14 protein-coding genes are annotated in these 13,134 nt (G+C 69.4%); 11 read left to right on the forward strand and 3 right to left on the reverse strand.

What is annotated here, in order from left to right:
• Window positions 1-34 precede the first annotated feature (34 nt).
• On the forward strand, window positions 35-1,366 hold the full coding sequence (locus ACFWPX_RS19575) for a M16 family metallopeptidase (RefSeq protein WP_378928622.1): 1,332 nt from the start codon (window positions 35-37) through the stop codon (window positions 1,364-1,366).
• A 103-nt stretch (window positions 1,367-1,469) separates the two neighbouring features.
• Entirely contained in the window at window positions 1,470-2,984 is a 1,515-nt protein-coding gene (locus ACFWPX_RS19580) for a tetratricopeptide repeat protein (protein ID WP_378928592.1), read from the forward strand.
• Here ACFWPX_RS19580 and ACFWPX_RS19585 read toward each other — a convergent pair.
• Window positions 2,981-3,322 (reverse strand): ArsR/SmtB family transcription factor, encoded by a 342-nt coding sequence (locus ACFWPX_RS19585; protein WP_378920138.1) that lies wholly within the window; start codon window positions 3,320-3,322, stop codon window positions 2,981-2,983. The two genes, ACFWPX_RS19580 and ACFWPX_RS19585, sit on opposite strands and share 4 nt — an antisense overlap.
• An 80-nt stretch (window positions 3,323-3,402) precedes the next feature.
• Here ACFWPX_RS19585 and ACFWPX_RS19590 point away from each other — a divergent pair, with 80 nt between their 5' ends.
• Entirely contained in the window at window positions 3,403-4,623 is a 1,221-nt protein-coding gene (locus ACFWPX_RS19590; RefSeq protein ID WP_378928594.1) for an MFS transporter, read from the forward strand.
• A 41-nt stretch (window positions 4,624-4,664) separates the two neighbouring features.
• Here the strand turns inward: ACFWPX_RS19590 and ACFWPX_RS19595 are convergent, their stop codons facing one another.
• Entirely contained in the window at window positions 4,665-5,060 is a 396-nt protein-coding gene (locus ACFWPX_RS19595) for a VOC family protein (protein ID WP_378920278.1), read from the reverse strand.
• Window positions 5,061-5,195: 135 nt separating this feature from the next.
• Here ACFWPX_RS19595 and ACFWPX_RS19600 point away from each other — a divergent pair, with 135 nt between their 5' ends.
• A complete protein-coding gene (locus ACFWPX_RS19600) occupies window positions 5,196-6,302 on the forward strand; it encodes an alcohol dehydrogenase catalytic domain-containing protein (protein WP_378928595.1) in 1,107 nt (368 codons plus the stop codon).
• On the opposite strand, the gene ACFWPX_RS19605 is transcribed toward ACFWPX_RS19600, so the two are convergent.
• The gene (locus ACFWPX_RS19605; protein ID WP_378928597.1) at window positions 6,286-7,485 is read right to left on the reverse strand and encodes an MFS transporter; all 1,200 of its coding nucleotides are present in this window, start codon (window positions 7,483-7,485) and stop codon (window positions 6,286-6,288) included. The genes ACFWPX_RS19600 and ACFWPX_RS19605 overlap by 17 nt on opposite strands.
• 54 nt (window positions 7,486-7,539) lie before the next feature.
• On the opposite strand from ACFWPX_RS19605, the gene ACFWPX_RS19610 reads away from it, so the two are divergent.
• The 7 genes from ACFWPX_RS19610 to ACFWPX_RS19640 all read left to right on the forward strand — a co-directional run bounded on the left by ACFWPX_RS19610 (window position 7,540) and on the right by ACFWPX_RS19640 (window position 13,099).
• Window positions 7,540-8,283: an AraC family transcriptional regulator gene (locus ACFWPX_RS19610; protein ID WP_378928598.1), complete on the forward strand. Its 744-nt coding sequence runs from the start codon at window positions 7,540-7,542 to the stop codon at window positions 8,281-8,283.
• 88 nt (window positions 8,284-8,371) lie between these two features.
• On the forward strand, window positions 8,372-9,118 hold the full coding sequence (dapB, locus tag ACFWPX_RS19615; RefSeq protein WP_378920146.1) for a 4-hydroxy-tetrahydrodipicolinate reductase: 747 nt from the start codon (window positions 8,372-8,374) through the stop codon (window positions 9,116-9,118).
• Complete coding sequence (locus ACFWPX_RS19620; protein ID WP_378928599.1) at window positions 9,115-9,612, forward strand: hypothetical protein; 498 nt, start codon at window positions 9,115-9,117, stop codon at window positions 9,610-9,612. The genes dapB and ACFWPX_RS19620 overlap by 4 nt, the downstream gene beginning before the upstream one ends.
• A 7-nt stretch (window positions 9,613-9,619) precedes the next feature.
• Window positions 9,620-10,072, forward strand: coding sequence for a flavodoxin family protein (locus tag ACFWPX_RS19625; protein ID WP_378920150.1), 453 nt, complete (start codon window positions 9,620-9,622; stop codon window positions 10,070-10,072).
• A gap of 101 nt (window positions 10,073-10,173) precedes the next feature.
• The gene (locus ACFWPX_RS19630; protein ID WP_378928600.1) at window positions 10,174-10,863 is read left to right on the forward strand and encodes a response regulator; all 690 of its coding nucleotides are present in this window, start codon (window positions 10,174-10,176) and stop codon (window positions 10,861-10,863) included.
• On the forward strand, window positions 10,860-12,074 hold the full coding sequence (locus ACFWPX_RS19635) for a sensor histidine kinase (protein ID WP_378928601.1): 1,215 nt from the start codon (window positions 10,860-10,862) through the stop codon (window positions 12,072-12,074). The genes ACFWPX_RS19630 and ACFWPX_RS19635 overlap by 4 nt, the downstream gene beginning before the upstream one ends.
• On the forward strand, window positions 12,074-13,099 hold the full coding sequence (locus ACFWPX_RS19640) for a hypothetical protein (protein ID WP_378920156.1): 1,026 nt from the start codon (window positions 12,074-12,076) through the stop codon (window positions 13,097-13,099). Before ACFWPX_RS19635 ends, ACFWPX_RS19640 begins: the two co-directional genes overlap by 1 nt.
• Window positions 13,100-13,134: the final 35 nt, after the last annotated feature.

Below are 13,134 nucleotides of genomic sequence, written 5' to 3' on the forward strand. Positions count from 1 at the left end.
CGCCGCAATTGGGGATCGGGTGACAGAGCCGAAGTTGACCGAGTCGAATACCGAATCCGCTGATGATGTCTCCACCGACGGTGGGGTTCGCCGCACCGTGCTACCCGGTGGTCTGCGAGTGGTCACCGAACACGTGCCCGGCGTGCGCTCCGCCTCCATCGGGGTGTGGGTAGGCGTCGGTTCGCGCGACGAGGGCCCCACCGTGGCAGGCGCCGCGCACTTCCTCGAACACCTGCTGTTCAAGGCGACACCGACGCGCACCGCCCTCGACATCGCGCAGTCCATGGACGCGGTCGGCGGCGAACTCAACGCCTTCACCGCCAAGGAACAGACCTGCTACTACGCCCACGTCATCGACGAGGACCTCCCACTGGCGGTCGACCTGGTCTCCGACGTGGTGCTCAACGGTCTGTGCCGCGCGGTCGACGTCGACGTGGAGCGCCAGGTGGTCCTGGAAGAGATCGCGATGCGCGACGACGACCCCGAAGACCTGGTCGCAGACTCCTTCCTCACCGCCATGTTCGGCGACCATCCCATCGGGCGCCCGGTGATCGGCAGCGTCGAATCCATCGAGAACATGCAGGCCGCCCAGCTGCGCGGCTTCCATCAGCGCCGCTACCGGCCCGAGCGCATGGTGGTCGCGGTAGCGGGCAATGTGGAGCACGAGCGCGTCGTGGAACTGGTGCACCGCGCGTTCGGGCCGCACCTCGACACCGCCGCCGAACCCGCGCCGCGTCGCGAGGGCAAGTTCCGCGCGCAGGGCGCACCCGGGCTGATCAGGATCAACCGCGACAGCGAACAGACCCACCTCGCCTTCGGTGTACGCGCGTTCGGCAGGCACGAAGGCCAGCAACGCTGGCCACTGTCGATCCTCAACACCATCGTCGGCGGAGGCCTGAGTTCCCGTCTGTTCCAACGCATCCGGGAAGAACGCGGCCTGGCCTACTCGGTGTACTCGAGCGTCGACACCTTCGCCGACACCGGCGCGTTCTCGGTCTCGCTCGGCTGCCAGCCCGAAAACCTCGGCCAGGTAACAACGTTGGCGCGTGACGTGCTCGACGAGATCGCGGTCAACGGTGTCACCGACGCCGAATGTGCCAGGGCCAAGGGCTCTTTGCGCGGCGGACTGGTTCTCGGTCTCGAGGACTCGGCCTCCCGGATGAACCGCATCGGCCGCAGCGAACTCAGCTACGGCAACCACCGCAGTGTGTCGGCCACCCTGGCCCGCATCGACGCCGTCACCACCGAGGAAGTCAGCGATATCGCCCGCACGCTGCTCGCCCGTCCCTACGGTGCGGCGGTGTCGGGCCCGTACCAGCGCACCCGCGATCTGCCAACCTCGGTACGAAAGCTCGTCGAACGCTGAGTAATTCGGCCTTGTCGCGATCCTGAGCGGTCGCACGCTCGGCTTCGGCGATTCCCGGCCGGTACTGTGCACTCGGATGTCGCACAGGGGGAGGGGATCGGTCATGCCGGTGCAGGTGGCGCTCGAGCGGGCTCGCGTGGCCAAGGAGATCGGGCGGATCGAGGAGGCGCGGCGGATTCTCGGGACGGCGTTGCTGGCGGCACCCGACGATCCGCGGGTGCTGGTCGCACTGGCGGACATCGCCTATGACCTGGACGAGTACGACGACGCGCTGCGCTTCGCCGGACAAGCGCTGCTCGCCGATCCCGATTCCGACCGCGCGCACGTCCTGGTGGCGATGGCGTACTCGATGCGCGAGGAGTGGGACCTTGCGCTCGAACACGGCTACACCGCGGCCAGGCTTCGACCGCACGACGCGGCGACACTGCTGTTGCTGGCATTGCTGCACACCAGCGGCCCACGCAAGGACAAGGACCGGGCGCGCGCGGCACTGGTAGAAGCGGTCGCGCTGGAGCCGAACGACGCCAACGTCCACTGCTCGGCGGCCGAGACCTATCAGCGGCTCGGCGATCCCGAAGCCGGGCGGCATCACGTCACCGCGGGGTTGGCGATCGACCCCCTGCACGTCGACCTGCTCCGCATGCAGGCGCGGGCGGAGTTCGCCGGCTTCGACGGTGGCCGCAACGCCGCCGTCGCGACCCTGCGCGGCCTGCTCGCGAACGCGCCGACCGATACCAGGGCGCGGCGCTTGCTCGCCGAAGTGCACTGGCGGGCACTGCTCCGACTGGCGGCGTGGGTCTGGGTGTTCGCGGGTTGCTATGCGGCCGTGGCGATGTGGGCGCCGCCGATCGTGTTGCGAGTGCTCTCCCCGATGATGTTCGCGGCGCTGCCGCTCGCCTGGTACGGGGTGTTTCGCAAGCTGCGCCGCCAACTTCCGCCGGGTTATCTGCGGGCCAGGGTGCTGCGGGCTCGGGTGTTGTTCGCGCTCGCCGCGCTGGCGATGTCGGGGCTGATCGTGGACCTGGGCGCGATCGTGATGCGGTCGGAATTCGCCGGGCTGGTGCGGGTGGGGTGCGTCCTGCTGGTGCTCGGTGCCCTCGGCGCGGCCGTCGGGCATGTGCTGCTGTTCACGGCGTGGATGCGGCGTGGTCTCGATGATCCGGATCCCGACGACGGTCTCGACTTCGCCGGTATCCAGGTCGTCGCACTCGGCGTGTGCGTGCTGCCGCTGGTCGTCGTCGCGGGGTTCGTGCGGGGATGGGCGCGCCAGCCCGCGGTGTTCGGCGCGCTGGCCGCGGTGTTCGGCATCGTGCTCGTCACCCTCCTGATCGAGGCGGCGATCACCGTCTGGCTCGACCGGCGCGCGTTCCGCCACACCTGGGGGATCGCGCTGTTATCGCTGTTCATCGCGGTGCCGCTGGTGGGGTCGGGTGTCGCTGTGTGGTGGAGCGGCGGCGAGATCGTCAGCGGCGAGGTACGCGGTCGAGAACTGGTGGAGGCCCCGGCGACACCGACGACCACGCGGCGACCGCTACCCACGATCCCGAGTCGGCTGTTGCAGACGCCGATCCGGCCACTACCGAGCGCGACGGCGCCACCACCCCCGACCGAACGCTAGCGAGCAGGCGCGGCATCGGCTTGGTTGGCGGCGTCGACGATCGAGGGGAGCAGGCCGGGGAGGGCGTGCTCGATGGCGTCGGTACGCAGGTTCTGGAAGGTCTGGCCGTCGATGGTCAGGCGCTCGATCAGGCCCGCTTCGCGCAGGATCTTGAAGTGGTGGGTCGCGGTGGACTTGTTGATCGCGTCGTAGAGGGCCGCGCAGCGGATAGGGGCGGCCGCGTTGCTCAGGCGCCGGACCATTTCCAGGCGGACAGGGTCGTGTAGGGCGCCGAGGACGGTGGGCAGCGCGGCGACGGGCATGGTCGGCGCCGGGGGTAGATCTTTAGCCTGTGTCATGAGTTACCTCACTCGGGGGTTTGATACTCATCATACTCGGCGTAGCCTGATGCTCGTTCGATGGTTATCAAACTCTGCTGATGGGGGCTGCTGTGGCGGCGACAACGATGGCGCCGGTCGAGGCCGGGCAGCGCTGGGCGTACGGGCTCGTCCTGGCCGCGAGTGCGGTGGCGCTCGGGGTTTCCGGGGCGCCCGCCCCGCTCTACGGGATCTATGAGACCGAGTGGCATCTGTCGCCGCTGACCACGACCATGGTTTTCGCCGTCTATGCCTTCGCGGCGCTCGGCGCGGTGCTGGTCTCCGGGCGGATCTCCGACGTGGTCGGCCGCAAGCCGGTGATGATCGGCGCCTTCGCGACCATGATTGCAGGGCTGGTCGTCTTCCTGCTCGCCGATTCGGTGCCGATGTTGTTGCTGGCCAGGGCATTGCACGGGGCGGCAGTCGGGGCCACCGTCGTCGCGGGTGCCGCGGCGCTGCTGGATCTGCGGCCCGAGCGTGGTGCGCGCTCCGGGCAGCTCAGCGGGGTGGCGTTCAACGTCGGCATCGCGATCGCTGTTCTCGGCACCGCGGTGCTCGCGCAGTACGCGCCGTCGCCGTTGCGCACGCCGTATGTGGTGATCACAGTCGTCTGTGTGGCCGCGGCGGCCGGCATTCTCGCCCTTCGTGAACCGCACACCGCTCGGGTGAAAGCACGCATCACTATCTCGAAACCGTCTGTGCCGCACGAGATCAGGGCCGACTTCTGGTTCTCCGCGATCGGCGTGATGGCCGCTTGGTCGGTGCTGGGTGTGCTGCTGTCGCTGTATCCGTCGCTGGCCGCGGCCGAAACCGGCGTGCACAACCTGGTGTTCGGTGGCGTCGTCGTCGCGAGCACCGCGCTGGCAGGCGCGTTGGCGCAGTTGCTGGCCACCCGTGTTCCGGCCCGTCGCGCCGCGGTGATCGGCGACCTCGGCATGGCGGCGGCACTACTCGCGACCATTCCGGCGCTGGCCACGAAAGAGCCCGCGGTAGTGGTCCTCGCGGGTCTGGTGCTCGGCGCCACCTTCGGTCTCGGTTTCGGTGGGTCGCTGCGGCACCTGTCCGAAGTCGTTCCGCCGCATCGCCGTGGCGAGACCATGTCGGCCTTCTACCTGCTGGCCTATTCGGCGATGGCATTGCCGACGCTGGCAGCGGGCTGGGCGGCGACGACCTGGGGACTCACGACGGTGTTCCCCTGGTTCATCGTGGGCGTCTCGGTGGCGTGTGTCGGCGCCGCGCTGCTGGGTCTGCGCGGCACCCGCGCGGCCGTGAAACTCGGGTAATCGCCGACAGGCCGGTCCCGGAAGGGACCGGCCTGCTGTGACTACTCGGGCCAGCCGCCGTACGGAACGGTGATCAGTTCCAGGAAGTGGCCGTTGGGGTCGAGGAAATAGACGCCGCGACCGCCGTCGTTGTGATTGATCTCGTTGACCCCGTGTTTCTGGGGGTCGGCCCAATGGTCCAGCTTGTAGCGCTGGATCTTGGCGTAGGCCGCATCGAACTCGGCCTCCGAGACCAGGAACGCGTAGTGCTGTGGCTGGATCTCGGAAACGAAGGGCGGAACCTTGGCGAAATCGAAGGCCGCGCCGTGATCGAGGGCGATCGGAATGAACGGCCCCCACTCTTTTCCTATGTCCAACCCGAGGATGTCCGCCCAGAACTCGGCGGTCTCCCGATTATCGTGACATCCGACAATGGTGTGATTGAACTGCACTGACAGGGGATTTCTCCTTGTTTCGTGATGGCACCGACCCTGGGCTCGGTACGAGGCGGCCAACAGGAGCACCATCACCGAGATCGAGGTTAGCGACAGATCCCGGAACCTGTAAAGGGCGCTCGCGGTAGCGTCGCGAGCATGAAGATTCGTGGAGCCGTTCTGGAACGGATCGCCGACCCGGCGCCGTTCGCCGATTCGCAGCCGATCACCGTGTGCGACCTCGAATTGGCCGAACCGGGTCCGGGCGAATTGCTGGTGCGGATCGAAGCGGCCGGGCTGTGCCATTCGGATCTGTCGGTGGTGGACGGCAATCGGGTGCGGCCGGTACCGATGCTGCTCGGCCACGAAGCCGCGGGCATCGTCGAGTCGGTGGGCGCCGGTGTCGACGATGTGACGCTCGGGCAGCGGGTCGTGATGACGTTCCTGCCGCGCTGCGGTGACTGCCCTGGCTGCGCGAGCAACGGGCGCACGCCGTGCGGTCCGGGCAGTGTGGCCAACAACGCGGGCGAGCTGCTCGGCGGCGGGCGGCGGCTCACCCGCGACGGCGAGCCGGTGCAGCACCACCTCGGAGTCTCCGGCTTCGCCACGCACGCGGTGGTGGACCGGCGTTCGGTGGTGCCGGTCGACGACGATGTGCCGCCCGAGGTGGCGGCGGTGCTCGGTTGCGCGGTGCTCACCGGCGGCGGTGCGCTGCTCAATGCGGCGAAACCCGGTGCGGGAGACCGGATCATGGTGGTCGGGCTCGGCGGGGTGGGGATGGCGGCCGTGCTCGTCGCGGTCTCGCTCGGCCTCGGTGAGGTGATCGCCGTCGATACCGTGCCCGAAAAGCTCGCGCTCGCACGCGAATTCGGTGCGACGGTGGCGTGCACACCGGGCGAGGTCGCCGAGCAAGGCGTGGTGGCGGACGTGGTGGTCGAAGCGGCGGGTAACGTGCGCGCGTTCGAAACCGCTGTCGCCGCAACGGCACCCGGTGGCGTCACCGTGACGGTCGGCCTGCCCGCGCCCACTGCCACCGCCACGATCTCGCCGCTGGCCTTGGTCGCGCAGGGTCGCACCATCATCGGCAGCTACCTCGGCTCCGCGGTCCCCGCCCGTGACATTCCCGAATATGTGCGGATGTGGCGAGAGGGCAAGCTGCCGTTGGAGCGGCTCGTCTCGGCCCGTATCGGCCTCGACCAGGTGAACCAGGCGATGGACGATCTCGCGGCCGGCGCGGCGCTTCGTCAGGTCATCGTCTTCGACTGACAACTGGATCGTCGGCTGAACTACGAGGTCGATCGCCGCGTGGTCGGCTCGGAACGGGTTCCGGCAAAGTGCGCAGCAGCAGCCAGCTCAGCGCGGGCATCAGGATCAGCGGTGTCAGAGCGGTTCGCAGGGAGGTCGCGTCGGCGATGCTTCCGATGACCGGCGTGGCCAGGCCGCCGACGCTGACCGTCAGTCCGAGGGTGATCCCGGCGGCGGTGCCCACGCGCGTGGGCAGGTAGTCCTGGCCGAGGGTGACGTGCAGGGAGAAGGGGACGTACAGCCCCACGGAAGCGAGCGCGATGAACATGTACAGCGCGGGGCCGGGTACGAACACGATCCCCGCGATGGCGGCGACGGTGCACAGGTAGGACCAGCCGGCGACGGTAACCCGATCCCAGCGGCCGGCCAGGCTGCCACCCAGCACGGAGCCCACCGCGCCGCCGAGATAGAGCACGAACAGTGCCGTGGTGCCTGCTGTTACGTTGCCGCCCATTCGTTGCTGGGCGTACAGCGCGATGAAGGTGCTCAGGCCGACGAAGGCGATGGACCGAAAGGCCACGGCCAGCGACAGTTTCACGAACGATGCCTTGTCGTCGATGTTCGTGCCGACAATGACGCCGTCGCCACCGAGGGCTGACTTGCGCACTGCGCGCAGGACGGGCAGGCACAGCACGCTGCCTGCCAGCGCCGGCACCATCAGCAGGGGCGAGAGGTGCAGGCCGTCGGTGGCGATGACGACGGTGACCATGAGCGGCGCCGCCGCGAATCCGAGATTGCCGCCGAGGGCGAACCAGCCCATCGCGCTGTGACTGCCCTGGCTGACGAGCCGCGCGACGCGAGCGGACTCGGGGTGGTAGGCGGCCACCCCGATCCCGGACACCGCCACGAACGCCAGGGTCATGGCGTAGGAGCCGCTCAGTCCGCTCAGCGCGATGCCGAGTCCGGCCAGGATCGTGCTGACCGGCAGGAGCCACGGCATCGCCCAGCGGTCGGTGAGCAGGCCGAACACCGGCTGGGCCACCGAGGACAGCAGTGACGCGGCGAGCACGATGCCCGATACCGCGGCATAGCTGTAGGCGTGCTCCGCGACGAAGAACGGGACGAGTGCGGCCACCGCGCCCTGATAGATGTCCACGCAGGAATGGCTGGTCGACAGCATGACGATCGCTCGGTTCTTTGCCACGTCACCATGCTCATCGACGAGCCATCTGTCGTGCTTCCGATAATCTGCCAACTGATGACGGAAATCCGCCACGTGCCGGTAGCGCCGACCCGCACCCAACCGATGATGCCCGGCGGCGCCATCGACGCGCACCGCCACGACGACCACCAGATCGTCTACGCGGGCCGCGGAGTGCTGGCCGTGACGACCAGCGCCGGTGTCTGGATCGCGCCGAGCACGCGCGCCATCTGGGTGCCCGCGGGCACCATGCACGCGCACCAGGCGCACGGCGAGCTCGAACTGCACCTGGTCGGCCTGCCCGCCGCCGACAATCCGCTCGGCCTCGACGCGCCGACCGTGCTCACCGTCGGTCCTCTCCTGCGGGAACTGATCCTCGCCTACACGCACAACCCGCACGACGACAGCCCGGAACGCGCACGACTGCGCGCGGTCCTGCTCGATCAACTGCGAGCCTCGGTCCAGCAGCCCCTGTATCTGCCCACACCGACCGCCCCGCTGCTGCGGGCAGTGTGCGAGATCCTGCACGCGAACCCGGCCGATGATCGCACCCTGGCCGCGCTGGGCAGGCAGGTCGGCGCCAGTGATCGCACGCTGTCGCGCCTCTTCAAAGCCGACCTCGGCATGAGCTTCCCGCAATGGCGCACCCAATTGCGCCTCTACCACGCCCTTGTCCTGCTGGCCGAGAACACTCCCGTGACCACGGTGGCGCACCTGTGCGGCTGGTCCTCGGCCAGTACGTTCATCGATGTCTTCCGCCGTACCTTCGGACACACTCCCGGAACACGCCGACCCCGCTAGTACCCCGACCGGCAGAGGTCGGCGCCGGTGTGTGCGCCGCTGCTCGATAGGCTTTCCGGGAAAGCTGAGTCGAGGACGAGGAGATGCGGTGACCATTCGGGTCGGAGTGCTCGGAGCACGCGGCAAGGTCGGGCAGGCGATCTGCGCGGCGGTGGAGGCGGCGCCCGATCTGGAGCTGGTGGCGCAGGTCGACAAGGGTGACGCGCTCGAGACGTTCACCGAGAACGGCACCCAGGTGGTCGTCGATTTCACCCACCCCGATGTGGTGATGGGCAACCTGAAGTTCCTGATCGAGAACGGCATCCACGCGGTCGTCGGCACCACCGGCTTCGACGAGGCCCGCCTCGCCGAGGTGCGCGGGCAGCTGGCGCAGCGGCCCGAGGTGGGGGTCCTGATCGCACCGAACTTCGCCATCGGCGCCGTGCTGTCGATGCGCTTCGCCGAGCAGGCGGCACGGTTCTTCGAATCGGTCGAGGTCATCGAGCTGCACCACCCGAACAAGGCCGACGCGCCCTCGGGCACCGCTTACCGCACCGCCGCGGTGATCGCCGCGGCCCGCGCCGAGGCCGGGGTGGGGATCAGCCCCGATGCCACCACCACCGAACTCGAGGGCGCGCGCGGCGCCGACGTCGACGGTGTGCGAGTGCATTCGGTGCGCCTGGCCGGGCTCGTCGCCCACCAGGAGGTGCTGTTCGGTACGCAGGGCGAGACCCTGACCATCCGCCACGATTCCATCGACCGGTCCTCGTTCGCGCCGGGTGTGCTGCTCGGGGTGCGCGAGATCGCCGGGCGGCCGGGTCTGACCGTCGGGCTCGACCCGTTCCTGGATCTGTGAGCACCTCCGACGCGCAGCGACCTGATCGGCAGGTCCTGAAAACCGTTGCGGTCGTGGCATTTCTGGTTGTCGCGCTGCTGTTCTATTTCGTCCGGCTCGGCGGGCTCGCCATCGCCTACATCGCCGACGGCACGTTCGCGGGTATCGCGATCGGCATCGGCATGCTGCTGCTGCCCGTGGTCGGCATCTGGATCCTGTGGGCGACCTTGAGCGCGGCGTTCGATCATCAACGGCTGGCCCGGCGTATTCACGAGGAGGGCCTCGAGGTCGACACCTCGGAACTGCCGCGCCGACCCTCCGGCCGGATCGAACGCGACGCGGCCGACGCCCTGTTCGCCCAGATCAAGACCGAGTGGGAAGCCGACCCGGACAACTGGCGCTCCTCCTACCGGCTGGCCCGCGCCTACGACTACGCCGGTGACCGTGGCCGCGCCCGCGACACCATGCGCCGCGCGGTGGCACTGGAAAAACTGGAACGCGACCCAGGAGAGTAGCGAGCCCATGGCCCGGTTGCTGATCATCCACCACACCCCCTCGCCGCACACCCAGGCGATGTTCGAAGCGGTCCTCGCCGGGGCCAGCGACCCGGAGATCGAGGGGGTCGAGGTGGTGCGCCGGGCCGCGCTCGCGGTCACCGCCGTCGACGTGCTCGAAGCCGACGGATACCTGCTCGGCACCCCGGCCAACCTCGGCTACATGAGCGGCGCGCTCAAGCACGCCTTCGACACGATCTACTACCCGTGTCTGGACTCCACCGGCGGCCGTCCCTATGGCCTCTACCTGCACGGCAACGAGGGCACCGAAGGCGCCGAGAGCAGCGTGGAGCGGATCACCACCGGGTTGGGTTGGCAGCGCGCCGCCGCGGCCGTGGTGGTCTCGGGACCGCCGAGCAAGGCGGATCTGGAGAAGTGCTGGGAACTCGGTGCGACCATCGCCGCTGGTCTGATGGACTGAATCGGGCCCGCCCCGAATTTTGGTGGGCTGACACGCGGGCTCGGGATGCGGTAGAACTCGAGACCGACGTGTTGCGGGCTGGCCGCGGTGGGTGTTCGAAGATGGGGAGTGGTCGGGTGAGCGAGTTGGAGCAGACGCGCACGGTGCGACGGGTCGGTCTGGTGGAGGACCACGAGTCCGTGGCGATCGGGTTGGCGGCCATGCTCGGTCCCGAAGCCGATCTGGAGCTGGTGGCGGTGGCGGAATCGGTCGCCGGGCTGCTCGCCGAGACCACCGACCTCGATCTCGTCGTCCTCGACCTGCGTCTGCCCGACGGGTCGGCGCCCGAGGACAATGTCACCGCACTGCGCGAACGCGGCATCGAGGTGCTGGTCTTCACCGGCGCCGACAACGCCTTTCTGGTCCGCTCCGCCGCCAAAGCGGGCGTGCTCGGGGTGCTGCGCAAGTCCGAGAGTGTGGCGACGGTGGTCGCGGCGGTGCGCCGGGCCGCGTCGGGGGAGCAGGTGGTGACCACCGACTGGGCCGCGGCCATCGACGGTGATCCGAAGCTCTCCGACGTCGGGCTCAGCCCGCGTCAGGAGGAAGTGCTGATGCTGTACGCCTCGGGGGAGAAGGCCTCGCGGGTGGCCCGGCTGACCGGGCTGTCGGAACAGACCGTCAACGACTACCTGGGCCGCATCCGGCAGAAGTACTCCGACGCGGGCAGGCCGGCCCCGACCAAGACCGATCTGTACAAACGGGCCGTCGAGGACGGGTGGCTGCCCGTGCCGGAGCGGCAGCAGCGCACGTGAGTGATCTCGCGGTCGCGACGGCGCCCGCACCGGTCGGTGACGTCGAATTCTCGCGGGCGGCGACCGAACAGATCCTGCGCAGACTCGGGCTGGTGATCGGGACCGGCGCCACGATCGTGATGGTGCTGGAACTGCCCGCGGTGCTGGTTCAGCCGATCAACCAGTCCCTCTGGCCGGAACTGCATCTGGTGGCCGCGTATCTGATGTTCGGGGCGCTGGCGATCGTGTCGGCGCGCGGCACCGCCCGCGCGATCCGGCACACCGCCGCCGCGGCCGCGGTGTGCTATCTCGCGGCGACCGTGGCGACGCCGCTGGTGTATTCGGTGGTGCACATCGGTTCGTTCGCGTCCTGGCCCTATCGCGGACTGGCCGTGGGTGTGATGGCCGCGGGGCTCGCGTGGCCGCGGCGCGTTGCGGCAGGCTTCGGGGCGGTGCTGGCGGTGGCGACCAGTGTGTCGAATGCTCTTGTCGTACCGGACAGTTCGATGGGGGCGCTGTTCGGCGACATCACCAGGGCGCTCGGCGTGGCAGCGCTGTTCCTGTGGTGTGTGGTGTACGCGCGCGCCGCCGCTGAACGTGTCGACCGGGAAGCGGTCCGGCAGCGCAGCCGGGCGGCGGCGGTCGCGGCGACGGCGGCCAGGGAACGCGAGGGCGCGCGTTTCGCGGCGCTCATCCACGACGCGGTGCTCTCGACGCTGCTGGAAGCCTCGCGTGCGCAACAGTCCTCGTCGGTGCTGCGCAACCAGGCCGGGCGCACCCTCGAACAGCTCGAGCAGTCGCGGACCGCGCCCGAGATCGACCACCTCGACGCCGCCGCGACGATCGAGTTCCTGCGCGAGGCGGTGCGCGAGGTGGAGTCCGAGATTCCGGTGCAGGTGTCCTCGCGGCGCACGGCCGATCTGTGTCTGCCGATCGAGGCCGCCCAGGTGCTCGGGGCCGCGCTCTCGGAGGCGGTGCGCAACAGCTTGCGCCATGCCGATGTCGCAGGCCGCACGGTGCGGCGCGGCGTGTCGGTCACTATCGCGACCGGGGGCATCCGGGTGGTGCTCTCCGATGACGGCGCCGGGTTCGACCCGGCGCGGGTGTCGGCCGATCGGATGGGCATCGCGGGCAGCATCCTGGGACGGATGCGCGCGCTCGCCGGTGGCGCGGCATTCGTGGAATCGGCGCCGGGCGCGGGGACCGTGGTGACTCTGGTGTGGGGTAGTTGATGGTCGAGCGTGATCTGCCGTTCGCGATGCGCGACCTGTTCGGCCTCAGCGACGGCACGGCATGGCTGTTCGTGGTGATCTTCGAAGCCACCATCGTGATGTATCTGCGGGTGAATTTCGATATCGCGCCGCCCGCGGCCGCGTTCGCCGCGCTGGTGCTGATGGCCGTGGCGGCACTGGTGGTGCTGGTGTTCCCGGTGGATCCCCTGCCATGGCCCGCCACGATCTTCGTGGCCTGCGCGGGGCCCGCGGCGATGGCGCTGACCGTGCCGTGGCTCGAGAGCGCGTCGGGGTTCTCCCATCAGCTGTGGACCGCCTATCCCACGTCGTATCTGCTGGCGATATTGGTCCTGCGCGGGCGGATAATCGCGGCCTGGCTCGGCGTGGCCGCCGCCGCGACGGTGCTGATCACGATGGGTGTGTTCACCACCTGGCATGCCGAAACCGTGGTGCGCGCGCTGACCCCGATCGCCACGGTCGGCGCGGTGACGGTGTTCATGTCGATCATCCGGCCCACCCAGCGTTCGCTGCGGGAACTGCGCAGCGAGGCCAATCGCCGGGCCGCGACCGAGGCCGCGCTGGCCGCGGCCAACGCCGAACGTGATCGTCAGCTGGGGGCGCTGGACCGGGTGGCGGGGCCACTGCTCGCCCGCATCGCCGCGGGGATCGAGCTCACCGACACCGAACGCGAACAGTGCAGGCTGCTCGAAGCCGAACTGCGCGACGGTCTTCGGGCGCCGCAACTGGTCACCGACCGGCTCAGCGCCGCGGCGCGCGGGGCGCGATCGCGCGGGGTCGAGGTCACCCTGCTCGATGACGGCGGCTTCCGCGGTGTGCCGGAATGGGTGCGCCACAACGTGATCGAAGCCGCGGTCGGCGAGCTCGACATGGCAGGAGCGGGCTCGGTGACCGTGCGGGTGCTGCCAGTCGGCAGGCGCTGGGTGGCGACCGTGCTGGCTGCCGCGCCGGGCGGGGACCGACGGACCGAGATCGACACCGCGGGCGAGGTCCGGGTCTCCACCTGAGCGCCGAAAACCTGTCGGACCCCTGTGTCAGGCTG

This window comes from Nocardia sp. NPDC058518, from assembly GCF_042719655.1.
Lineage (GTDB): Bacteria > Actinomycetota > Actinomycetes > Mycobacteriales > Mycobacteriaceae > Nocardia.